The 22,837-nt window shown below is 54.0% G+C and carries 20 protein-coding genes and 1 pseudogene; 15 read left to right on the top strand and 6 right to left on the bottom strand.

What is annotated here, in order from left to right; genetic code table 11:
• Positions 1 to 10 precede the first annotated feature (10 nt).
• From mlaD to mlaF, 3 genes are read right to left on the bottom strand one after another with little or no spacing between them, the layout of a single operon-like run.
• The gene (gene mlaD / locus AC6I4B_RS02705; protein WP_497769385.1) at positions 11 to 565 is read right to left on the bottom strand and encodes an outer membrane lipid asymmetry maintenance protein MlaD; all 555 of its coding nucleotides are present in this window, start codon (positions 563 to 565) and stop codon (positions 11 to 13) included.
• A 4-nt stretch (positions 566 to 569) separates the two neighbouring features.
• The gene (gene mlaE, locus AC6I4B_RS02700) at positions 570 to 1,352 is read right to left on the bottom strand and encodes a lipid asymmetry maintenance ABC transporter permease subunit MlaE (protein WP_497769383.1); all 783 of its coding nucleotides are present in this window, start codon (positions 1,350 to 1,352) and stop codon (positions 570 to 572) included.
• 7 nt (positions 1,353 to 1,359) lie between these two features.
• Positions 1,360 to 2,172: a phospholipid ABC transporter ATP-binding protein MlaF gene (gene mlaF, locus AC6I4B_RS02695; protein WP_497769381.1), complete on the bottom strand. Its 813-nt coding sequence runs from the start codon at positions 2,170 to 2,172 to the stop codon at positions 1,360 to 1,362.
• 188 nt (positions 2,173 to 2,360) lie between these two features.
• Between mlaF and AC6I4B_RS02690 the strand changes: the two genes are divergently transcribed.
• The 11 genes from AC6I4B_RS02690 to npr are packed head-to-tail and all read left to right on the top strand — an operon-like array spanning position 2,361 to position 10,236.
• Complete coding sequence (locus tag AC6I4B_RS02690) at positions 2,361 to 3,335, top strand: calcium/sodium antiporter (RefSeq protein ID WP_497769379.1); 975 nt, start codon at positions 2,361 to 2,363, stop codon at positions 3,333 to 3,335.
• Between the two features lie 14 nt (positions 3,336 to 3,349).
• The gene (gene kdsD, locus AC6I4B_RS02685; RefSeq protein WP_497769378.1) at positions 3,350 to 4,336 is read left to right on the top strand and encodes an arabinose-5-phosphate isomerase KdsD; all 987 of its coding nucleotides are present in this window, start codon (positions 3,350 to 3,352) and stop codon (positions 4,334 to 4,336) included.
• Between the two features lie 15 nt (positions 4,337 to 4,351).
• The gene (gene kdsC, locus AC6I4B_RS02680) at positions 4,352 to 4,918 is read left to right on the top strand and encodes a 3-deoxy-manno-octulosonate-8-phosphatase KdsC (RefSeq protein ID WP_497769377.1); all 567 of its coding nucleotides are present in this window, start codon (positions 4,352 to 4,354) and stop codon (positions 4,916 to 4,918) included.
• A complete protein-coding gene (gene lptC, locus AC6I4B_RS02675) occupies positions 4,915 to 5,490 on the top strand; it encodes an LPS export ABC transporter periplasmic protein LptC (RefSeq protein ID WP_497769375.1) in 576 nt (191 codons plus the stop codon). Before kdsC ends, lptC begins: the two co-directional genes overlap by 4 nt.
• Positions 5,459 to 6,013: a lipopolysaccharide ABC transporter substrate-binding protein LptA gene (gene lptA, locus AC6I4B_RS02670; RefSeq protein ID WP_497769373.1), complete on the top strand. Its 555-nt coding sequence runs from the start codon at positions 5,459 to 5,461 to the stop codon at positions 6,011 to 6,013. The genes lptC and lptA overlap by 32 nt, the downstream gene beginning before the upstream one ends.
• Positions 6,014 to 6,019: 6 nt before the next feature.
• Positions 6,020 to 6,745: an LPS export ABC transporter ATP-binding protein gene (gene lptB, locus AC6I4B_RS02665; protein ID WP_035891167.1), complete on the top strand. Its 726-nt coding sequence runs from the start codon at positions 6,020 to 6,022 to the stop codon at positions 6,743 to 6,745.
• 45 nt (positions 6,746 to 6,790) lie between these two features.
• Positions 6,791 to 8,224, top strand: a complete 1,434-nt coding sequence (gene rpoN / locus AC6I4B_RS02660; RefSeq protein ID WP_497769371.1) for an RNA polymerase factor sigma-54 — start codon at positions 6,791 to 6,793, stop codon at positions 8,222 to 8,224.
• A 22-nt stretch (positions 8,225 to 8,246) separates the two neighbouring features.
• Positions 8,247 to 8,534, top strand: coding sequence for a ribosome hibernation promoting factor (gene hpf, locus AC6I4B_RS02655; protein WP_497769369.1), 288 nt, complete (start codon positions 8,247 to 8,249; stop codon positions 8,532 to 8,534).
• Between the two features lie 56 nt (positions 8,535 to 8,590).
• Complete coding sequence (ptsN, locus tag AC6I4B_RS02650) at positions 8,591 to 9,079, top strand: PTS IIA-like nitrogen regulatory protein PtsN (protein WP_497769368.1); 489 nt, start codon at positions 8,591 to 8,593, stop codon at positions 9,077 to 9,079.
• A gap of 33 nt (positions 9,080 to 9,112) precedes the next feature.
• Entirely contained in the window at positions 9,113 to 9,967 is an 855-nt protein-coding gene (gene rapZ / locus AC6I4B_RS02645) for an RNase adapter RapZ (protein WP_052283607.1), read from the top strand.
• Positions 9,964 to 10,236 carry a PTS phosphocarrier protein NPr gene (npr, locus tag AC6I4B_RS02640; protein ID WP_497769366.1) on the top strand — a complete coding sequence of 91 codons (273 nt, stop codon included), beginning with the start codon at positions 9,964 to 9,966 and terminating at the stop codon, positions 10,234 to 10,236. Before rapZ ends, npr begins: the two co-directional genes overlap by 4 nt.
• Positions 10,237 to 10,334: 98 nt before the next feature.
• Here the strand turns inward: npr and mtgA are convergent, their stop codons facing one another.
• From mtgA to mnmL, 3 genes are all read right to left on the bottom strand, one after another.
• The gene (gene mtgA / locus AC6I4B_RS02635; protein WP_497769365.1) at positions 10,335 to 11,048 is read right to left on the bottom strand and encodes a monofunctional biosynthetic peptidoglycan transglycosylase; all 714 of its coding nucleotides are present in this window, start codon (positions 11,046 to 11,048) and stop codon (positions 10,335 to 10,337) included.
• Between the two features lie 230 nt (positions 11,049 to 11,278).
• Entirely contained in the window at positions 11,279 to 13,618 is a 2,340-nt protein-coding gene (arcB, locus tag AC6I4B_RS02630; protein ID WP_497769363.1) for an aerobic respiration two-component sensor histidine kinase ArcB, read from the bottom strand.
• 188 nt (positions 13,619 to 13,806) lie between these two features.
• Positions 13,807 to 14,733 (bottom strand): tRNA modification radical SAM protein MnmL/YtqA, encoded by a 927-nt coding sequence (gene mnmL / locus AC6I4B_RS02625; protein ID WP_497769362.1) that lies wholly within the window; start codon positions 14,731 to 14,733, stop codon positions 13,807 to 13,809.
• A 683-nt stretch (positions 14,734 to 15,416) separates the two neighbouring features.
• On the opposite strand from mnmL, the gene gltB reads away from it, so the two are divergent.
• The 4 genes and pseudogenes from gltB to AC6I4B_RS02605 all read left to right on the top strand — a co-directional run bounded on the left by gltB (position 15,417) and on the right by AC6I4B_RS02605 (position 22,828).
• Entirely contained in the window at positions 15,417 to 19,877 is a 4,461-nt protein-coding gene (gene gltB / locus AC6I4B_RS02620) for a glutamate synthase large subunit (RefSeq protein ID WP_497769360.1), read from the top strand.
• Positions 19,878 to 19,886: 9 nt separating this feature from the next.
• A complete protein-coding gene (gene gltD / locus AC6I4B_RS02615) occupies positions 19,887 to 21,305 on the top strand; it encodes a glutamate synthase subunit GltD (RefSeq protein ID WP_497769358.1) in 1,419 nt (472 codons plus the stop codon).
• 106 nt (positions 21,306 to 21,411) lie between these two features.
• Positions 21,412 to 21,561, top strand: a pseudogene (codB, locus tag AC6I4B_RS02610) (cytosine permease); the annotation flags it as partial.
• A complete protein-coding gene (locus tag AC6I4B_RS02605) occupies positions 21,548 to 22,828 on the top strand; it encodes a cytosine deaminase (RefSeq protein ID WP_497769356.1) in 1,281 nt (426 codons plus the stop codon). The pseudogene codB and the gene AC6I4B_RS02605, both read left to right, overlap by 14 nt.
• Positions 22,829 to 22,837: the final 9 nt, after the last annotated feature.

Below are 22,837 nucleotides of genomic sequence, written 5' to 3'. Positions count from 1 at the left end.
TCTCCTGAGGTTAATTCGTCGAGCCAGTTGCAGGCGTTGTCGTACCAGTATGTCCATCTGGCGCACTTTGCGCATCGCCTGAATTCTGATTGTCACCACCTTTACTGTTGTAAAGGAACTGGCCAATAAGATCTTCCAGCACCATCGCCGATTTAGTGTCCTGAATTGTGCCACCATCTTTAAGGATAGACGTTCCCAGCTCAGGATCTTCAAAACCAACGTTCAGCGCCAGATACTGCTCACCGAGCAGGCCCGAGGTACGAATAGCCAGCGAGCTGGTATCGGGGATTTGGTTGTAGCGGTCTTCGATGTCGATAGCCACGCGCGGTAGATAAGTTTTCGGATCAAGGGTGATGTCAGCCACTCGCCCAATAACAACGCCGCCAATACGCACCGGTGAACGGTTTTTCAGGCCGCCGATGTTATCAAAGGTGGCGTAAATGCGGTACGTTGGTTCAGACTTAATCGACGACACATCTGCCGCTTTCAGACACACAAACAGTGCCGCCAGCAGGGCAACCAACAAAAAAATACCGACCCAGATTTCACTCTTTTTCGTTTGCATTTACTCAATTCCCAAACATCAGTGCCGTCAGCACAAAGTCCAGCCCAAGAACCGCCAGCGATGCATGTACCACGGTACGAGTGGTCGCGCGGCTGATTCCGGCAGAAGTGGGGATCGCATCGTAACCATTAAATAACGCAATCCATGTCACCGTAATGGCGAAAACAACGCTCTTGATCAGGCAGTTCACCAGATCAAGACGCCAGTCCACCGCATTTTGCATTGCCGACCAGAAGAACCCGGCATCAATGCCTTTCCAGCTTACGCCGACCAGCGAACCGCCCCAGATGCCCACCGCGACGAACATAATCGTCAGCAGCGGCAGTGAAATAACGCCGGCCCAAAAGCGCGGAGAAATCACACGGCGCAGCGGGTCAACCGCCATCATTTCCATACTGGAAAGCTGTTCGGTGGCGCGCATCAGGCCAATTTCGGCGGTCAACGCCGACCCGGCACGACCGGCAAACAGCAGCGCGGCGACAACCGGCCCCAGCTCACGCAGCAGCGACAGCGCCACCAGCATTCCAAGACTGGTCTCCGCGCTGTAGGTCGTCAACACCAGGTAGCCCTGCAACCCCAGCACCATGCCGATAAACACGCCCGACACAATGATGATAACCATTGAAAGCACGCCAACGTTGTAGAGCTGACGCACCAGCAACGGCGCATGCTTACGAAACTCTGGCTTGCCAATAACGGCATTGAATAACATTAACCCAGCTCGCCCAAACGTCGCGATGGTCTTAATCCCGCGATGTCCAAGCGCTGCCAGTGCATTTAACAGCATGAGTAGATTAGCTCCCTGTGCCGATGAGATCGTGACGATAGTCGCCCGCAGGATAACGGAACGGCACGGGGCCGTCGGCGATACCGTCGAGGAATTGACGCACCCGAGGATCCGCGTTTTCCTGCAACGATGAGGCGCTGCCATGAGCAACGATTTTCTGGTCTGCCACAATGTAAGCGTAATCAGCGATGCTCAACACTTCCGGCACGTCATGAGAAACCACAATACAGGTGACACCCAGCGCACTGTTGAGTTCAGAAATCAACTTTACCAATACGCCCATGGTGATCGGGTCTTGGCCGACGAACGGTTCATCAAACATGATGAGATCTGGCTCCAGCGCAATCGCCCTCGCCAGCGCGGCGCGACGTGCCATACCGCCAGAAAGCTCAGATGGCATTAGCTTCGCGGCCCCGCGTAACCCGACGGCTTCCAGTTTCATCATCACCGTACTTTTCAGCAACGGCTCAGGCAAACAGGTGTGTTCGCGAATCGGATACGCCACGTTATCAAACACGTTCATATCGGTGAACAGCGCACCAGACTGAAATAGCATACTCATGCGTTTACGCACGGTATACAGGCGGGAACGCGACATTTTTGGCACGTCCTCGCCATCAAAAAGGATTTCCCCGCTGTCCGGGGGAATTTGCCCGCCGATAAGGCGCAACAGTGTGGTCTTGCCAATCCCTGACGGCCCCATAATGGCGGTGATTTTGCCACGCGGCACCGACAGCGAGATATTGTCGAAAATAACGCGATTGCCACGCGAGAACGTCACATCACGCACATCGACTAAATTCGCTATATTTTGGCTCATAGGCTTACCTTTCCAGGTCCTTAAATGGATCAAACTCCTGCTTGACCCCGCATTCTTACAGAATCCTTGCCGCCCAAGTTAACGAAATCTGGCATTTGTTTTACTTTTCCTGCGCATAAAGTCAAAATTAAGAATTCGTTACGTTCAGACGTACGGACTGGCGATTATACCTTAATAAAGGACTTTAGATGCTTTTAGCCACGGCTCTGTTGATTATTGGTTTGCTTCTGGTGGTGTATAGCGCTGACCGCCTCGTGTATTCCGCCTCTATTCTGTGTCGTGCTTTAGGTGTCCCGCCATTGATTATCGGAATTACCGTAGTCAGTATCGGGACATCATTACCTGAAATCATCGTATCTGCTGCCGCGTCACTGCATGGTCAGGTTGATCTCGCCATTGGCACCGCCGTCGGTTCCAATATCATCAACATTTTGTTGATTCTTGGGCTAACCGCCCTGTTCCACCCCTTTACCGTGCATTCTGATATCCTGCGCCACGAAATCCCGCTAATGTTGGTCGTGAGCCTAATGGCAGGATGTGTGCTGTATGATGGTGAACTGTCGTTCGTTGACGGCCTGTTTTTATTTGCGCTGGCCGCCTTGTGGCTGTTGTTTACCATTAAAATAACGCGCCTGGTCGAGCGCCAGGGGAATGACACATTCACGCAAGAGCAGCTGGCGGAATTGCCGCGCGATGGCTCGCTGCCCGTCGCCTGCCTGTGGCTAGGCGTCGCACTGATTATCATGCCCATGGCGACCCGAATGGTGATAGATAACGCCACGGTCTTCGCCCACTATTTCGCCATGAGCGAACTGACCATTGGGCTAACGGTTATCGCACTGGGCACTAGCCTGCCGGAGCTTGCGACCGCTATTGCTGGCGTTCGCAAAGGCGAAAATGATATTGCAGTCGGCAATATCATTGGCTCAAATTTCTTTAATATGGCCATCGTGCTCGGCATCCCCGCCCTCATCGCGCCAGGGGCGTTTAACCCCCTCGCGTTCAGCCGGGATTATGGCGTAATGGTTCTGGTGAGCGTAATTGTTGCCCTGCTGTGCTGGCGTCGCCGCCAAATTGGCCGTGGCGTAGGTTTACTGTTAATCGGCGGGTTTGTTGTATGGCTGGCGCTGCTCTACTGGGCAACGCCGCTCTTCATCGAATGAATCGGGATTACACTATGTCGCAAATAGATTTGCAGCCAAATTTCGACTTCCTGCAGGCCGGAAGAGAAGTTCTGGAAATTGAACGGGAAGGGCTGCAACAGCTCGATCAATACATTAATCAGGATTTTGCTGCCGCCTGTGAGAAGATTTTCTACTGTGGCGGTAAAGTCGTGGTTATGGGGATGGGAAAATCCGGGCATATTGGGCGTAAAATGGCGGCCACCTTTGCCAGTACCGGAACATCGTCCTTCTTTGTGCACCCAGGCGAAGCCGCTCACGGTGACTTAGGCATGGTGACGCCGCAGGACGTGGTGATTGCGCTGTCTAACTCCGGCGAGTCTAACGAAATTCTGGCGCTGATCCCGGTGCTCAAACGACAACAGATTCCGCTTATCTGTATAACCAGTAAGCCGGAAAGCAGCATGGGGCGCGCGGCAGATATTCACCTCTGCGTGAAAGTCCCGCGCGAGGCGTGCCCGCTGGGGCTGGCGCCAACTACCAGCACCACCGCCGCATTAGTCATGGGCGATGCGTTGGCGGTTGCACTGCTGAAAGCCCGTGGCTTTACCGCCGAAGATTTTGCCCTGTCACACCCTGGCGGCGCACTCGGTCGCAAATTGTTACTGCGTGTTAACGATATCATGCATACGGGTGATGAAATTCCGCATGTTAGCGAGGACGCTTCACTGCGCGACGCGCTGCTGGAAATTACCCGTAAGAATTTAGGGATGACGGCTATCTGCGATGACAATATGCAGATTAAAGGGATATTCACCGATGGTGACCTGCGCCGCATCTTCGATAACGGCGTTGACGTGCGCAGTCTCGGTATTGCCGATGTGATGACACCTGGTGGTATTCGTATTCGTCCAGGGATGCTGGCAGTCGATGCGCTGAACCTGATGCAATCACGTCATATCACCTGTGTGCTGGTTGCCGATGGCGACCATCTCCTGGGTGTGATACATATGCACGACTTACTGCGCGCAGGCGTAGTGTAATCAAGGATATAAAGAATGAGTAATGCTGTCGCCTCGGTCGCTACCTGTTACGGCCCGGTGAGTCCACAATTTATTGCCCGGGCGGAGAAAATCCGCCTGTTGATCCTCGATGTTGACGGGGTGCTTTCCGACGGCCTTATTTATATGGGCAATAACGGTGAAGAGCTGAAAGCCTTCAACGTGCGCGACGGCTACGGTATTCGTTGCGCCCTTACCTCAGGTATCGATGTGGCGATTATTACTGGGCGAAAAGCTAAACTGTTAGAAGACCGTTGCGCTACGCTTGGGATAACCCATCTTTATCAGGGGCAATCCGATAAACTGATAGCCTACCGCGAGCTGCTCGCCACGCTGAATCTTCAGCCGGACGAAGTGGCCTACGTCGGCGATGATCTGATTGACTGGCCGGTGATGGCTGAAATCGGCCTTAGCGTTGCGGTCGCCGACGCGCACCCGCTGCTCTTGCCGCGCGCCGATTACGTCACGCGCATTGCCGGTGGCCGTGGCGCGGTTCGTGAAGTTTGCGACCTGCTACTGCTGGCGCAAGGCAAGCTGGATGAAGCCAAAGGGCAATCGATATGAGTAAAACCAGACGTTGGGTTATCATTTTGCTAGCACTGGTGGCGCTGGTGCTGATCGGCCTTAATCTTGCCGATAAGGACGACAGCAGCCAGGCGGTTATCAATGCCAACGATCCAACCTACAAAAGCGAACATACCGATACCGTGGTGTACAGCCCCGAAGGCGCACTCAGCTACCGGTTAATCGCCGAACATGTGGAGTATTTTTCCGATCAGGCGGTGTCATGGTTTACCAATCCGGTACTGACAACCTTTGACGCCAATAAGGTGCCAACCTGGTCGATTAAAGCCGATAAAGCCAAGCTGACCAACGATCGCATGTTGTACCTCTACGGGCACGTTGAAATCAACGCGCTGACAGAAGACGCACAACTGCGTAAGATTACGACAGATAATGCCCAGGTAAACCTGACAACTCAGGACGTATCCTCGGACGATCTGGTGACGTTATACGGAACAACATTTAATTCCAGCGGCCTGAAAATGCGCGGCAATTTACGCAGCAAAACCGCCGAGCTGATTGAAAAGGTTAGAACCTCTTATGAAATTCAGAACAAACAAACTCAGCCTTAAGCTGGCTCTCGCCGGTTCCTTGCTGGCCGCCAGTCTGCCTGCAATGGCGCTTACCGGTGATACCGATCAGCCGATTCATATTGAATCCGATCAGCAGTCGCTGGATATGCAGGGTAACATCGTCACTTTCACCGGTAACGTCGTGGTCACCCAGGGCACTATCAAAATTAATGCCGATAAAGTGGTCGTGACTCGTCCGGCGAACGAAAAGGGCAAAGAAGTGATCGACGGTTATGGTAACCCGGCCACGTTCTATCAGATGCAAGACAACGGCAAACCAGTAAAAGGCCACGCGTCGAAAATGCATTATGAATTGCAGAACGATTTCGTGGTACTAACGGGCAACGCCTACCTGGAGCAGCTAGATAGCAACATCAAGGGCGACAAAATTACCTACCTGGTGAAAGAGCAGAAAATGCAGGCGTTTAGCGACAAAGGCAAACGCGTCACCACCGTACTGGTTCCGTCGCAGATTCAGGACAAATCCAAAAGTCAGGCCCCGGCCCAGAAAAAGAGTAACTAATTCGTTATGGCGACATTAACTGCAAAAAATCTGGCGAAGGCCTACAAAGGCCGCCGCGTGGTAGAAGATGTCAGTCTGACCGTCAACTCCGGTGAGATTGTGGGCCTGCTTGGGCCAAACGGCGCGGGTAAAACCACCACCTTCTACATGGTAGTGGGTATCGTGCCGCGCGACGCGGGTAATATCATCATTGATGATGAAGACATCAGCCTGCTGCCGTTACACGCGCGTGCGCGTCGTGGTATTGGCTATCTGCCGCAAGAAGCGTCTATCTTCCGTCGCCTGAGCGTTTACGACAACCTGATGGCGGTGCTCCAGATTCGTGACGATCTCAGCAACGAACAGCGTGAAGATCGCGCGAAAGAGCTGATGGAAGAGTTCCACATCGAGCACCTGCGCGACAGCCTGGGTCAGGCGCTTTCCGGCGGTGAACGCCGCCGCGTTGAAATCGCCCGCGCACTGGCGGCAAACCCGAAATTTATCCTGTTGGATGAACCGTTTGCTGGCGTTGACCCTATCTCGGTTATCGACATTAAACGTATTATCGAGCACCTGCGCGACAGTGGCCTCGGTGTGCTGATAACAGACCACAACGTTCGCGAGACATTAGCCGTGTGCGAACGCGCCTATATCGTTAGCCAGGGGCACCTGATTGCCCATGGAACCCCGCAAGAGATCCTACAAGACGAACATGTTAAACGCGTGTATCTTGGGGAAGACTTCAGACTCTGATAGGGTAATGGTTACCGACGTTAGCGGGAGATATTCGTTCTGAACATGAAGCAAGGTTTGCAATTAAGGCTCAGCCAACAGCTTGCCATGACGCCGCAGTTACAGCAGGCCATTCGCCTGTTGCAGCTGTCTACGCTGGAACTTCAGCAGGAACTCCAGCAGGCGCTGGAGAGTAATCCCCTGCTTGAGCAAACCGATCTTCACGATGAAGTAGAGACTCAGGAAACCGTCGATAACGAAACGCTGGACAGCGTTGACGCATTAGAAAAACCGGATATGCCTGAAGAGCTGCCGCTCGACGCCAGTTGGGATGAAATCTACACGGCAGGTACGCCTTCTGGAACGGGCGTCGATTACCAGGATGACGAGCTGCCGGTTTATCAGGGCGAAACGACCCAGACACTTCAGGATTACCTGATGTGGCAGGTGGAACTCACCCCGTTTACCGATACCGACCGAGCCATTGCGACTTCAATCGTTGATGCCGTGGATGACACCGGCTATCTCACCGTCACGCTTGAAGATATTCGTGAAAGCATTGGCAATGACGACATCGGTCTTGATGAAGTTGAAGCGGTGCTCAAGCGGATTCAACGCTTTGATCCGGTCGGTGTGGCCGCTAAAGATCTGCGAGACTGTTTGTTGATCCAGTTGTCGCAATTCTCCCCTGATACCCCGCGTATCGACGAAGCGCGGCTAATTATCAGCGATCATCTCGACTTGCTTGCCAACCATGACTTCCGCTCGCTGATGCGCGTTACGCGTCTGAAAGAAGATGTGCTCAAAGAAGCTGTCGATCTGATCCAGTCATTAGATCCCCGCCCAGGTCAGTCGATCCAAACCGGTGAACCGGAATATGTCATTCCAGACGTACTGGTACGCAAGGTCAACGATCGTTGGATGGTAGAGCTTAACGCCGACAGCATTCCGCGTTTGCAGATAAACCAACACTATGCGGGGATGTGCAACAACGCCCGTAACGATGCCGACAGCCAGTTTATTCGCAGTAATCTTCAGGACGCAAAGTGGCTGATTAAAAGCCTGGAAAGCCGCAACGATACGCTGCTACGCGTTAGCCGCTGCATCGTTGAACAGCAACAGGCTTTTTTCGATCTTGGCGAAGAATATATGAAACCGATGGTGCTGGCGGACATCGCCCAGACCGTCGAGATGCATGAGTCCACCATTTCGCGTGTTACCACGCAGAAGTATTTGCATAGCCCACGAGGCATTTTCGAGCTTAAATATTTCTTCTCCAGCCATGTGAGCACCGAGGGCGGCGGCGAAGCCTCGTCCACGGCGATTCGTGCGCTGGTTAAGAAGTTAATTGCCGCGGAAAACCCCGCGAAACCACTGAGCGACAGTAAACTGACCACCCTGCTCTCTGAACAGGGTATCATGGTGGCCCGGCGCACCGTTGCAAAGTACCGAGAGTCTTTATCCATCCCGCCGTCTAACCAGCGTAAACAACTGGTCTGACTCTACTGATAAGGAAGACACTATGCAGCTCAACATCACTGGACACAACGTCGAAATTACCGATGCGATGCGCGAATTTATCAATGCGAAATTCGTTAAGCTCGAACAGTATTTCGAGAGGATCAATCAGGTCTATATTGTGTTGAAAGTGGAGAAATTGACGCACATCTCGGATGCTACATTGCACGTTAATGGGGGCGAACTTCATGCCAGCGCGGAAGGGCAAGACATGTATGCCGCCATCGACGGTTTGATCGATAAACTGGCGCGACAGTTAACCAAACACAAAGATAAACTAAAACAACATTGATTGTCCGAGCGGTCGCCCGGAATGCCCGGCATAGCGGGCGACGCTTAGGTGAAATTATGACAAATAATGATTTGGCTCTACAACTGAGCAATGTCCTTAACCAGGAATGTACCCGCAGTGCTGTGCACTGTCAGAGTAAAAAACGTGCGCTGGAAATTATCAGCGAGTTAGCCGCTAAACAGCTCAGCCTGCCACCGCAGGTGGTGTTTGAAGCGATTCTGACGCGTGAAAAAATGGGCAGTACCGGCATCGGCAACGGCATCGCCATTCCTCACGGCAAGCTGGAAGAGGATACGCTGCGTGCGGTCGGCGTTTTTGTACAACTGGAAACCCCGATAGCCTTTGATGCCATCGACAATCAGCCTGTTGATTTACTGTTTGCTTTACTGGTTCCGGCAGACCAGACCAAAACCCACCTGCATACGCTGTCTCTGGTGGCGAAACGTCTGGCGGATAAAACCATTTGTCGCCGCCTGCGCGCTGCGCAGAGCGACGAAGAGCTGTATCAAATCATCACCGATACGGAAACCAACGATGATGCTTAATGGACATCACATCGTACTGAGGAGAAACGGTACATGGTACTGATGATCGTCAGCGGCCGCTCTGGCTCAGGCAAATCCGTCGCCCTGCGAGCGCTGGAAGACATGGGTTTTTATTGTGTCGATAACCTTCCGGTCGTGCTGTTGCCTGAATTGGCAAAAACGCTCGCCGACCGCGAAATATCGGCCGCCGTCAGCATTGACGTGCGTAACATGCCGGAGTCCCCGGAAATCTTTGAACGGGCAATGGAAAATCTCCCGGAGAACTTTTCCCCACAGTTGCTGTTCCTTGATGCCGACCGTAATACTCTGATTCGCCGCTACAGCGACACCCGCCGTTTGCACCCACTCTCCAGCAAGAATTTGTCGCTGGAAAGCGCCATTGATGAAGAGAGCAATCTGCTGGAGCCGCTGCGTTCCCGCGCTGACCTGATTGTTGACACCTCTGAAATGTCCGTCCACGAGCTGGCAGAAATGCTGCGTACCCGTCTGCTGGGTAAACGCGAGCGTGAGCTGACGATGGTGTTCGAATCTTTCGGCTTCAAACACGGGATTCCGATTGATGCCGACTACGTCTTTGACGTGCGTTTCCTTCCAAACCCGCACTGGGACCCAAAACTGCGCCCAATGACCGGCCTCGACAAGCCGGTGGCGGCGTTCCTCGACCGTCACACCGAAGTGCACAACTTTATTTACCAGACTCGCAGCTATCTTGAGCTATGGTTACCGATGCTGGAAACCAATAATCGTAGCTATTTGACGGTAGCGATTGGTTGTACCGGCGGTAAACACCGTTCGGTGTACGTTGCCGAGCAGCTGGCTGACTACTTCCGCTCACGCGGTAAGAACGTGCAGTCTCGTCATCGCACGCTGGAAAAACGTAAATCATGACCGTAAAGCAGACCGTTGAAATCACCAATAAGCTGGGTATGCACGCGCGCCCAGCGATGAAGCTGTTTGAACTGATGCAAGATTACGATGCGGAAGTGTTGTTGCGTAACGACGAAGGCACCGAAGCGGAAGCCAATAGCGTGATTGCGTTGCTGATGCTGGATTCTGCCAAAGGCCGCCAGATTGAAGTGGAAGCCACCGGCCCGCAGGAAGTGGAAGCGTTAGCGGCGGTGATTGCGCTGTTTAACGCTGGGTTTGACGAAGACTAGCCACTATGCCTGATGGCGCTGCGCTTATCAGGCCTACGATGTGCGAACTTGTAGGCCGGATAAGGCGTTTACGCCGCCATCCGGCAGTAGCTCACCGGTTAATACAGCTTATTCTCACGCATAAATTCGTCCCCGCCCAACTGGCGCATCTGGCGTAAAATCCACACCTGACGGCTGCGCACATATCCCGATGGCGCATTCGCCTTAAAACGCAGAGGATTCGGCAACACAGCGGCCAGCAGCGCGGCTTCCGCCATCGTCAGCTGACTTGCCGGTTTATGGAAATAACGTTGCGACGCGGCTTCCACGCCAAATACCCCATGGCCAAACTCTGCAATATTAAGATACACGGTCAGGATCCGTTTCTTGCTCCAGACCGTCTCAATACCCAGCGTTAATCCCGCCTCCAGCCCCTTACGCAGCCAACTACGACCATCCCACAGAAACAGATTTTTCGCAGTCTGCTGCGACAGCGTAGACGCCCCGCGAATGCGGTTCTCGTTCCGCTCGTTGTGCGCCAGCGCTTTCTCAATGGCTGAGACATCAAAACCCCAATGATCCGGGAATTTCTGATCTTCAGCGGCAATAACCGCCAACCCCATCCACGGCGAAATCGCATCCATACCGACCCAATCCGAATGCGCAACGTAGCTAAAGTTTCCCGTAAACCAAGCGCTGACCTGACGCTCAATCATCACTGCGGAGAATGGAACCGGTAAAATATTGAATACCGCAATGCCGCCACCCCAGATTAGCACCAGCAATAACAACAGCCGCACTACCAGACGTTTTAGCCACACGACTCTTTTCAAAGCCTTCTTCCTCACGCTAACCCTCTGACGCCGATTAATATTTTTGATTAAGCCGCTATGCTTCACACATTTCACTGATTCACGTAACAAACAATTTAAGATTTGCTATCTTATTGAGCGAGCAATCGTATTTCAGGTTGTGTCATAAAACAGAATCATGCCAATCATCTGACGCAGCCACCCGTTCCCTGGTGTTGGCGCAGTATTAGCGCACCCCGGTCAAGCCGGGGTCATTTTTTATGGGCATTCGCTACCCACGCTTTGAGTAACGCCACATCCTGCTGCCACTCGGTTTTCATCTCTTCAACCCATTCACCAACGTTATCCCACCAGGCAGGGAGATCCGGTGACTGAATTTGCTGTCCAAGCTGTTGCAGATGACGCAGGCCAACCGAACCCGCTGCCCCTTTAATTTTGTGCCCTTCATCCACGATGCCTTTCTGGTCACGCGCGGTCAGATTAGACTCCAGCACCGCCAGATACCCCGGCATCATCTTCTCGAACACCGCCAGGCCATCGGTAATCAGTTTTGGCCCTACCAGTTCGAGGTACTGCTCCAGCATTGGAATATCCAGCAACTGCTGCGATTTGCTTTGATCGACAGGGGTCACGGTGATCTCCTCTTCATCTTCAGCGGTATCCCAGTACTTTTTAATCATCGCCGTCAGGGCCGGAACCGACAGCGGCTTGCTCAGCACATCATTCATGCCCGCATCGAGATACTCTTTTTTATCCTTCAGAACGTTAGCGGTTAGCGCCACCAGCGGCGGCAGGTCATCAGCGTGGTATTTACGGGTCAGCTCACGCGCGATATCCAGCCCAGTCATATCCGGCAGTTGAATATCCAGCAGCACCAGGTCGTATTCGCCGGGGGTAAACATCTCCAGCGCGTCTTTCCCGGTCATCGCGACATCCACGCTGTTGCCCAGTTTTTCCAGCACCGAGCGAGCCACAATCACGTTCAGTTCGATATCTTCTACCAGCAGGACGTGTAGCGCTGGCAGCGGCATTTCATTGTCTTCAAACGCATCTTCCACTTCTTCTGCCACCGCCGGAGCATGAACCGTCAGAGTAAAGGTAGAGCCGTGACCAGCCTGGCTTGCCACTTCGATATCGCCGCCCATGCTTTTCGCCAGACGGCGCGAAACCGCAAGCCCAATTCCCGTGCCGGTGGCAGGTTTGCCGCCTTGGCTGTCTTTCACCTGATAATACATGGCGAAGATTTTGTCCTGCTCTTCCTGCGGAATACCGATACCGGAGTCTTCAACCTCAAAGTGCAGCATATCGCCCGCGTCGTAGCGTATGCGTACCACCACGCTGCCCTGCTGGGTAAATTTCACCGCATTGCTGATCAGGTTCCACAAAATCTGTCGCAGACGCGTGCCGTCGGTAATCACTTTGTGCGGCAACGGTAGCGTGGGTTCCATCACGAAGCGCAGCCCTTTTTGCTGCGCCTGTAGTCCAGACAGGTTTTCGAGGTCAGCCAGGAAGCCGGTGAAGTCAACAGGCTGGTTATCCAGTTGCACTTTACGGCGTTCCATTTTGTCCATATCGATAATATCGTTAAAGATATTACCCAGCGTCACCGCCGAAACGTGGATGGTTTTCAGGTATTTCTCTTGCTCAGCGGTCAGGTTGGTGTCGAGCAAAATACGGCTTAAGCCAACGATGCCATTCAGCGGGGTACGCAGTTCATGGCTGATGGTCGAGATAAAGGTGGTCTTATCACGGCTGGCGCGTTCGAGCGCGTCCTGATAGCGCTTACGCTCGGTAATGTCGCGACCAAAGCCCATCAAACCATGACGTTTACCGACACGGTCGTAGTACGGCACTTTACGAATTTCAAAGCAGGCTTTGCGCCCGTCTGGATAATCCAGCCACTGTTCATAGGTCAGAGAGACATTGTGGCGGAAGACTTTCTCATCGGTTTCAATCACCTTCGCGGCGGCCTCTGGGGTGTAAACCTCTTCAGGATGCAGGTGAATCAGTTGCTTTTCGCTTTTGCCGGTCAGCAATTCCATTGCGCGGTTACAGCCAGAAAACTCTTTATCTTCATTACGATAGAAAACTAAATCCGGTGAAGCATCGAGGAAAGAACGCAGGAAAGAGGACTGTTGCTCAAGGCGAATCTGCGTTTCTTCACGCTCCTGCACCTCAATTCTCAGTTGCTCAAGCGTCGCCAGACGCTCCGCCTCCGCTTTTTCGCGGTCGCTAATTTCCTGGTTTAGCTGCGAGATATTATCTTTGAGCTGCACGTTGAGCTTCAGGTCACGCTCGCGCATCTCCTCCAGTTTTTCAACCAGGCGGGAGAGTCGTTGCCGTGACTCCTCAAGCTGTTCCACCACCACCGAGAGAAAATAGACCGCCCACGGGGTTATCAGCAGGCCGAAGAAGATAGAGCGAATAACATCAATACTTTCGACCTGGCCATGCAGCACCATGGTCACCGCCATTTGCACGACAATCGCCAATACCACCAGCGCAAGCGCCAGCAACAGGGAAAAACGCACCAGACCTAACTTCATCATTAGATCGACGTAATACTGCGCCAGCATACGAATTTGCTTCATAGGGAGTTCCTTCACGACAACATTGCTCAATAATACCCAATTCTGAGCAATGCGTTGAAGGTTGTGTGAAAAATGCGTGAATCGCGTTGCCTGATGGCGCTTACGCTTATCAGGCCTACGGGATGATCACTTGTAGGCCGGATAAGGCGTTTACGCCGCCATCCGGCAATATGGCGAGGGGCGTGAGCTTAAACGGGCGCTACCCACGGCGTTCCCAGGGCTGAGCCTTGTACGCCGTGTTCATTAAGGTATTTATCCAGCTCGACCATCCCCGTCCAGCGGTTCTCACACCACAGCGGCGCTAGCAGCGTCGGGCGGCGAGCGCTGGCGGAGATACGGTGGAAAATCACCTCCGGCGGCGTATGGCGAATCATCTCTCCGGCGGTCACCGTATAATCATCCAGCTCAATGCCGTTCAAGCGCCCGGCTTCCCACGCTTTCGCCATAATACTGCCCTTCACAATATGCAGCGGGTGCAGCTTAATGCCGTCAACGCCAGTATCGACCACGCGTTTCAGTGTTTCCAGACATTCATCCTGCCCTTCCCCCGGCAGCCCGACAATTAAATGCGAGCACACTTTCAGCCCGCGTTCACGCGCCAGCCGTGTGGTGTTCTGATAGCAGGCAAAATCATGGCCACGGTTTATGCGGTGTAGCGTTTTATCGTGCGCCGTCTGTAGCCCCAGCTCCAGCCACACCTCATAGCCCTGATCTTTATATTCGCTCAGCAGATCCAGCACCGCTTCCGGCACGCAATCCGGGCGAGTACCAACGCACAGCCCGACGATATTGGCCTGGCTGACGGCCTGTTGATACATCGAACGCAGCACCTGCACTTCTGCAAAGGTACTGGTGTAGGCCTGGAAATAGGCCAGATAGCGTTTGGCGCGGTTTACCAGATGCGCCTGGTGTTCAAGTTGTTCGGCAATCGAGCGGTGCTGTTGTTCTTCATCGGCAAACGAGGCCACATTGCAGAAGGTGCAGCCGCCACGGCCAATGGTGCCATCACGATTCGGGCAGCTAAAGCCACCATGCAGCGTCAGTTTATGAACCTTTTCGCCATAGCGACGCGAAAGATCCCCACCAAACATATTGACTAATTTTTGTAACTGCATAATCTGATAGACCGGCCTCAAGAAAGGGGCCAAGCCTGCCATTTTTAGTCTCGATCGGCGATGACCTGGATCAATCGTCATGTAGACCTTTTATCTCATTGCATAAAAAATCAAAATTACTGCAATTTCATTCATCGCCAATGCGATTATTTTTGCTTATGTTCACGTGCTTATTTGCAATAATCCGCCTGCCGTTGAAAAACAGAGCGATCATATACCCCTACACTCTTTGCCAGTGTTAAATGCTGCTTTTCAAAGAAAATACAGATCATGTCTATTAAAACCGTGCTTTCAGATAGTGAGACAGATCACACTCGCTAACCCCCTTCCATTAAGTCAACACACGATAAAAACAGCATGTTTATCTTAATATTCATATAGTTAATTGTGCCGTAGCACATTTCTGTATAAATAAGATTGCCATTTGACCTATGTATGGATTCCCGATAAGTTGGGAATCCGCTGGAAGCTTTCTGGATGAGCAGTCTGCTCATCATATTTATGCAGTAATTGAGATTCCCTCTTAAGCAAGTCCTCAAACTTGTGCGACCTACGCGAAAAGGATAAAAGAGGGCGAATGCGAGGTAGGCAAAGAGTGCCATACCCCGTCGCCATGCTCTTGCTGTGCCTTGCGCGCAATCGATTAAGGGGGCGTCCCGTAGAGCCTGGGGAGGTTCACTGATATGTTGTACGATAAATCCCTTGAGAGGGATAACTGTGGTTTCGGCCTGATCGCCCACATAGAAGGCGAACCTAGCCACAAGGTAGTGCGTACCGCTATTCACGCACTGGCCCGAATGCAGCACCGTGGGGCAATCCTCGCCGATGGCAAAACCGGCGACGGTTGTGGTCTGCTGTTACAAAAACCTGACCGTTTCTTTCGCATTGTCGCCGAAGAGCGCGGCTGGCGCTTAGCCAAAAACTATGCCGTCGGGATGCTGTTCCTGAATAAAGACCCTGAGCTGGCCGCCGTCGCCCGCCGCATTGTAGAAGAAGAACTACAGCGTGAAACCCTGTCGATCGTCGGCTGGCGCGATGTGCCAACCAACGAAGGCGTGCTGGGTGAAATCGCCCTCTCCTCGCTGCCGCGCATTGAGCAAATTTTTGTTAACGCTCCTGCGGGCTGGCGTCCGCGCGATATGGAACGCCGCCTGTTTATCGCCCGTCGCCGTATCGAAAAACGCCTCCAGGACGATAAAGACTTCTATGTTTGCAGCCTGTCTAACCTGGTCAACATTTATAAAGGTCTGTGTATGCCGGCGGATTTGCCGCGCTTCTACCTGGACCTCGCGGACTTGCGTCTGGAATCAGCGATTTGTCTGTTCCACCAGCGCTTCTCCACCAACACTGTTCCGCGCTGGCCGCTGGCGCAGCCGTTCCGCTACCTGGCGCACAACGGCGAAATAAACACCATCACCGGTAACCGCCAGTGGGCGCGCGCCCGTACCTATAAATTCCAGACGCCACTGATCCCTGACCTGCACGATGCCGCGCCGTTCGTTAATGAAACCGGCTCTGACTCCAGCTCAATGGATAACATGCTGGAATTGTTACTGGCGGGCGGGATGGATATTATCCGCGCGATGCGTCTGCTAGTGCCACCAGCCTGGCAGAACAACCCAGACATGGACCCAGACCTGCGTTCATTCTTCGACTTTAACTCCATGCACATGGAGCCGTGGGATGGCCCGGCAGGGATTGTGATGTCGGACGGCCGCTACGCTGCCTGTAACCTTGACCGTAACGGCCTGCGCCCGGCGCGCTATGTCATCACCAAAGATAAGCTCATCACCTGCGCCTCGGAAGTCGGTATCTGGGATTACCAGCCTGACGAAGTGGTTGAGAAAGGCCGCGTCGGCCCAGGCGAACTGATGGTTATCGATACCCGCAGCGGGCGTATTCTGCACTCGGCTGAAACCGATAACGACCTGAAAAGCCGCCATCCGTACAAAGAGTGGATGGAGAAAAACGTTCGTCGCCTGGTGCCGTTTGAAGACCTGGCAGACGATCAAGTGGGCAGCCGCGAACTGGACGACGACACGCTCGCCAGCTACCAGAAGCAGTTTAACTACAGCGCCGAAGAGTTAGATTCGGTTATCCGCGTGCTGGGTGAAAACGGCCAGGAAGCCGTCGGCTCAATGGGTGACGACACCCCGTTCGCTGTGCTTTCCAGCCAGCCGCGCATTATTTATGACTACTTCCGCCAGCAGTTTGCGCAGGTCACCAACCCGCCAATCGACCCGCTGCGTGAAGCGCATGTGATGTCGCTTGCCACCAGCATTGGTCGTGAGATGAACGTCTTCTGTGAAGCGGAAGGCCAGGCGCACCGCCTGAGCTTTAAATCACCGATTCTGCTGTACTCTGATTTCACCCAGCTCACCACCATGCAGGAAGAGCACTATCGCGCCGACACGCTGGATATCACCTACGATGTCACCGAAACCAGCCTTGAGGCGACGGTTAATGCGCTGTGCGATAAAGCCGAGAAAATGGTGCGCGATGGTACGGTGCTGCTGGTGCTGTCTGACCGCAACATTGGCAAGAATCGCCTGCCGGTTCCTGCACCAATGGCGGTTGGTGCGGTGCAAGCCCGTCTGGTTGATAAGAGCCTGCGCTGCGATGCCAACATCATCGTCGAAACCGCAAGCGCCCGTGACCCGCACCACTTTGCGGTGCTGCTGGGCTTTGGCGCGACGGCCATTTACCCATATCTGGCGTATGAAACGCTGGGGCGTCTGGTCGATACTCACGCCATTGAGAAAGACTACCGCACGGTGATGCTGAACTACCGTAACGGCATCAACAAAGGCCTGTACAAAATCATGTCCAAAATGGGCATTTCGACTATCGCCTCATACCGCTGCTCGAAGCTGTTCGAAGCCGTCGGCCTGCATGACGATGTCGTGAACCTGTGCTTCCAGGGCGTGGTTAGCCGGATCGGTGGCGCAAGTTTTGACGACTTCCAGCAGGATCTGCTGAATCTGTCGAAACGTGCCTGGCTGGCTCGTAAACCGCTGGATCAAGGCGGCCTGCTGAAGTATGTCCACGGCGGTGAATATCACGCCTACAACCCGGACGTGGTACGCACCCTGCAACAGGCGGTGCAAAGCGGCGAATACCGTGATTATCAAGAGTACGCGAAGTTAGTTAACGAGCGCCCAGCGGCGACGCTGCGCGATCTGTTGGCTATCAACCCGAATGGCGATGTCGTTAGCCTGGATGACGTTGAACCCGCCACTGATCTGTTCAAACGCTTTGATACCGCCGCAATGTCTATCGGCGCGTTAAGCCCAGAAGCACACGAAGCTCTGGCTGAGGCGATGAACAGCATCGGCGGCAACTCTAACTCCGGTGAAGGCGGCGAAGACCCAGCACGTTACGGCACCAACAAAGTGTCGCGCATCAAGCAGGTCGCTTCCGGTCGCTTTGGCGTGACTCCAGCGTACCTGGTCAATGCCGATGTTATCCAGATTAAAGTCGCTCAGGGCGCGAAGCCTGGCGAAGGCGGTCAGTTGCCGGGTGATAAAGTCACCCCGTATATCGCCAAACTGCGTTATTCAGTCCCCGGCGTGACGCTTATCTCCCCGCCGCCGCACCACGATATTTATTCTATCGAGGATTTAGCGCAGCTGATTTTCGACTTAAAACAGGTCAACCCGAAGGCGATGATCTCCGTCAAACTGGTTTCCGAACCAGGCGTCGGCACCATCGCCACCGGTGTGGCAAAAGCCTACGCCGATTTAATCACCATTGCGGGCTATGACGGCGGTACTGGCGCAAGCCCACTGTCGTCCGTGAAATACGCCGGTTGCCCGTGGGAATTAGGGCTGGTGGAAACCCAACAGGCGCTGGTGGCAAACGGCCTGCGTCATAAGATTCGTTTGCAGGTCGATGGCGGCCTGAAAACTGGCGTCGATATCATCAAAGCGGCGATCCTGGGAGCGGAAAGTTTCGGCTTTGGTACTGGCCCAATGGTCGCGCTGGGTTGTAAATATCTGCGTATTTGCCACCTGAATAACTGTGCGACAGGCGTGGCAACTCAGGACGAGAAACTGCGTAAGAACCACTATCACGGCCTGCCGTTCAAAGTCACCAACTACTTTGACTTTATCGCCCGTGAAACCCGCGAGCTGATGGCGTCTCTGGGCGTGAAACGCCTGGTAGACTTGATTGGCCGTACCGACCTGCTGAAAGAGCTGGATGGTTACACCGCGAAGCAACAGAAACTGGAACTGTCTCGCCTGCTGGAAACCGCTGAACCGCATCCGGGTAAAGCGCTGTACTGCACCGAGAACAACCCGCCGTTCGATAACGGCGTGCTGAACGCGCAGTTGCTGCAACAGGCAAAACCGTTCGTTGACGATCGCCAGAGCAAAACTTTCTGGTTTGATATTCGCAACACCGACCGTTCTGTTGGTGCATCGCTCTCTGGCTACATCGCGCAAACGCACGGCGATCAAGGGTTGGCGTCCGATCCTATCAAAGCGCACTTCAGCGGAACCGCAGGCCAGAGCTTTGGCGTGTGGAACGCAGGCGGCGTTGAGCTGCACCTGACCGGCGATGCTAACGACTACGTTGGTAAAGGCATGGCGGGCGGCCTGATCGCCATCCGTCCTCCGGTAGGTTCAGCATTCCGCAGCCATGAGGCCAGTATTATCGGCAACACCTGCCTGTACGGCGCGACCGGTGGTCGCCTGTACGCCGCTGGCCGCGCGGGCGAGCGTTTCGGGGTGCGTAACTCCGGCGCTATCACCGTGGTAGAAGGCATTGGCGATAACGGCTGTGAATATATGACTGGCGGCATTGTCTGCATTCTGGGTAAAACGGGCGTCAACTTCGGCGCGGGTATGACGGGCGGTTTCGCCTACGTGCTCGATGAAGACGGCGATTTCCGCAAACGCGTAAACCCAGAGCTGGTTGAAGTGTTAAGCGTTGACGACCTGGCGATTCATGAAGAACATCTGCGCGGGTTAATCACCGAACATGTGCAGCTAACGGGCTCACAACGCGGCGAAGAGATCCTGGCGAACTGGCCTGCTTTCTCCGCGAAATTTGCTCTGGTTAAGCCAAAGTCCAGCGATGTCAAAGCACTGTTGGGTCACCGTAGTCGTTCCGCAGCCGAGCTGCGGGTGCAGGCGCAGTAAGGGGTCATCATGAGTCAGAATGTGTATCAATTTATCGACTTGCAGCGTGTAGATCCGGCAAAGAAAGCGCTGAAGATCCGTAAAATTGAATTTGTTGAAATTTACGAGCCGTTCTCAGAAGGCCAGGCCAAAGCACAGGCAGACCGCTGCCTGTCCTGCGGCAACCCATACTGCGAGTGGAAATGCCCGGTGCATAACTACATCCCAAACTGGCTGAAGCTCGCCAATGAGGGGCGTATTTTTGAAGCGGCTGAACTGTCGCATCAAACCAACACCCTGCCGGAAGTTTGCGGCCGCGTCTGCCCACAGGACAGGCTATGCGAAGGTTCCTGTACACTGAACGACGAGTTTGGCGCTGTCACCATCGGCAACATCGAGCGCTATATCAACGATAAAGCGTTTGAAATGGGCTGGCGTCCAGACATGACCGGCGTGAAGCAGACCGGCAAGAAAGTCGCCATTATCGGCGCTGGCCCGGCGGGCCTGGCGTGTGCCGATGTGCTGACCCGCAACGGTGTGAAAGCGGTGGTATTTGACCGCCATCCAGAAATCGGCGGCCTGCTGACCTTCGGTATTCCTGCCTTTAAGCTGGAAAAAGAGGTGATGACCCGCCGCCGTGAAATCTTCACCGGCATGGGCATTGAGTTCAAACTCAACGTCGAAGTGGGCCGCGACGTACAGCTCGACGAGTTACTGAACGATTACGATGCGGTGTTCCTCGGCGTCGGCACGTATCAGTCAATGCGCGGTGGGCTGGAAAATGAAGACGCTTCCGGCGTGTTTGATGCGCTGCCGTTCCTGATTGCCAATACCCGCCAGATTATGGGCTTTGGCGAGAATAACGACGAGCCGTACATCAACATGGAAGGCAAGCGCGTGGTGGTTCTTGGCGGTGGCGACACCGCGATGGACTGCGTACGTACCTCCGTTCGCCAGGGCGCGACGCACGTGACCTGTGCCTATCGCCGTGATGAAGAGAACATGCCAGGCTCGCGCCGCGAAGTGAAAAACGCCCGTGAAGAGGGCGTTGAGTTCCAGTTCAACGTGCAGCCGCTGGGCATTGAAGTGAATGCCAACGGCAAAGTGTGCGGCGTGAAAATGGCGCGCACCGAAATGGGCCAGCCGGATGCAAAAGGCCGCCGTCGCGCGGAGATTGTCGCCGGTTCCGAACACGTTGTTCCTGCTGATGCGGTAGTGATGGCGTTTGGTTTCCGTCCACACAGCATGGAGTGGCTGGCGAAACACAGCGTTGAGCTGGATTCGCAGGGGCGAATCATTGCACCAGAAGGTCACGAAAACGCCTTCCAGACCAGCAACCCGAAAATCTTCGCCGGTGGCGATATTGTTCGCGGTTCCGATCTGGTGGTCACGGCGATTGCCGAAGGCCGTAAAGCGGCTGACGGGATTATGAATTATCTGGAAGTGTAATGCCTTTCAGGCTCCCCATTCTCAGGGATGGGGAGCCTGCTCTCCGCCGCACTATTCTTCGAAAGCCGCTCGCAGTTATGGCTGAAAATGGATGTAATCCAGCCCAGTCGCACTGGATATCGCCTCCGGTCACTATATTCCCGGTATCATCCCAGTCAACGCCGCACTCGGCGGCGTATTCAGCTATATCCTGCTGAATCCATTTTTCAATCGCAGCCTTGCTAAATCTCCGGAGGTTAGCCATGCAGAACAATAACATCACCATTCGCCAAGCGCGTTTACAAGGGCGCGAAGGTCTATGGCAACTCACGATTGAAAACGGTCGTTTTAGCCGCATTGAGCCTCAGGAAGCAGCCGCATTGCCGCAGGGCGCGGTGCTGGATGCTGATGGCGGCCTGGCCATTCCCCCGTTCGTAGAGCCACATATCCACCTGGACACGACGCAAACGGCGGGAGAGCCGAGCTGGAACCAGTCTGGCACGTTGTTTGAGGGTATCGAGAGCTGGGCCGAACGTAAGGCGATGCTGACTCACGAAGACGTAAAAGCGCGCGCCATGCAAACCCTGAAGTGGCAGATGGCCAACGGCATCCAGTATGTTCGTACTCACGTTGACGTTTCCGATCCTACGCTCACAGCACTCAAAGCCATGCTGGAGGTGAAGCAAGAGGTCGCGCCGTGGGTAGAGCTGCAAATTGTCGCGTTTCCGCAAGAAGGTATTCTGTCTTATCCCAACGGAGAAGCGCTGTTAGAAGAAGCCGTGCGTTTGGGCGCCGACGCTATTGGCGCGATCCCCCACTTTGAATTTACGCGAGAATATGGCGTTGAGTCGCTGCATAAAATTTTCGCGCTGGCGCAGAAGTACGACCGACTTATCGACGTGCACTGCGACGAAATTGATGATGAGCAATCACGCTTTGTCGAAACCGTCGCAGCGCTCGCGCACCGCGATGGCATGGGTGAACGCGTGACCGCCAGCCATACTACCGCCATGCACTCCTATAATGGCGCGTATGCTTCCCGACTTTTCCGCCTGTTGAAAATGTCTGGCATTAACTTCGTCGCCAACCCGTTGGTGAATATTCACCTGCAAGGGCGTTTTGATACCTATCCCAAGCGTCGCGGCGTAACGCGTGTCAAAGAGATGCTGGAAGCGGAGATCAACGTCTGCTTTGGTCATGATGACGTCTTTGATCCGTGGTATCCATTGGGAACCGCCAATATGCTACAGGTGCTGCACATGGGGTTACACGTGTGTCAGTTGATGGGATACGGGCAAATCAACGATGGGCTGAACCTTATCACCACCCACAGCGCGAAAACTCTGCACCTACAGGACTACGGCCTGAGCGAAGGCAACTCCGCAAACCTGGTCATTTTGCCTGCCGAAAATGGCTTTGACGCGGTTCGTCGCCAGACGTCTGCGCGTTATTCTATTCGCCACGGGCGAGTCATTGCCGAAACCGTGCCAAGCCAAACCACGCTGCATCTGGCGCAGCCAGAAGCGGTAACGTTTAAGCGATAGGTTGCTCAA

Source organism: Kluyvera fluvialis, from assembly GCF_059725275.1.
The sequence above is the reverse complement of the archived record's forward strand: the minus strand, read 5'-3'. Positions and strand labels throughout refer to the sequence as shown.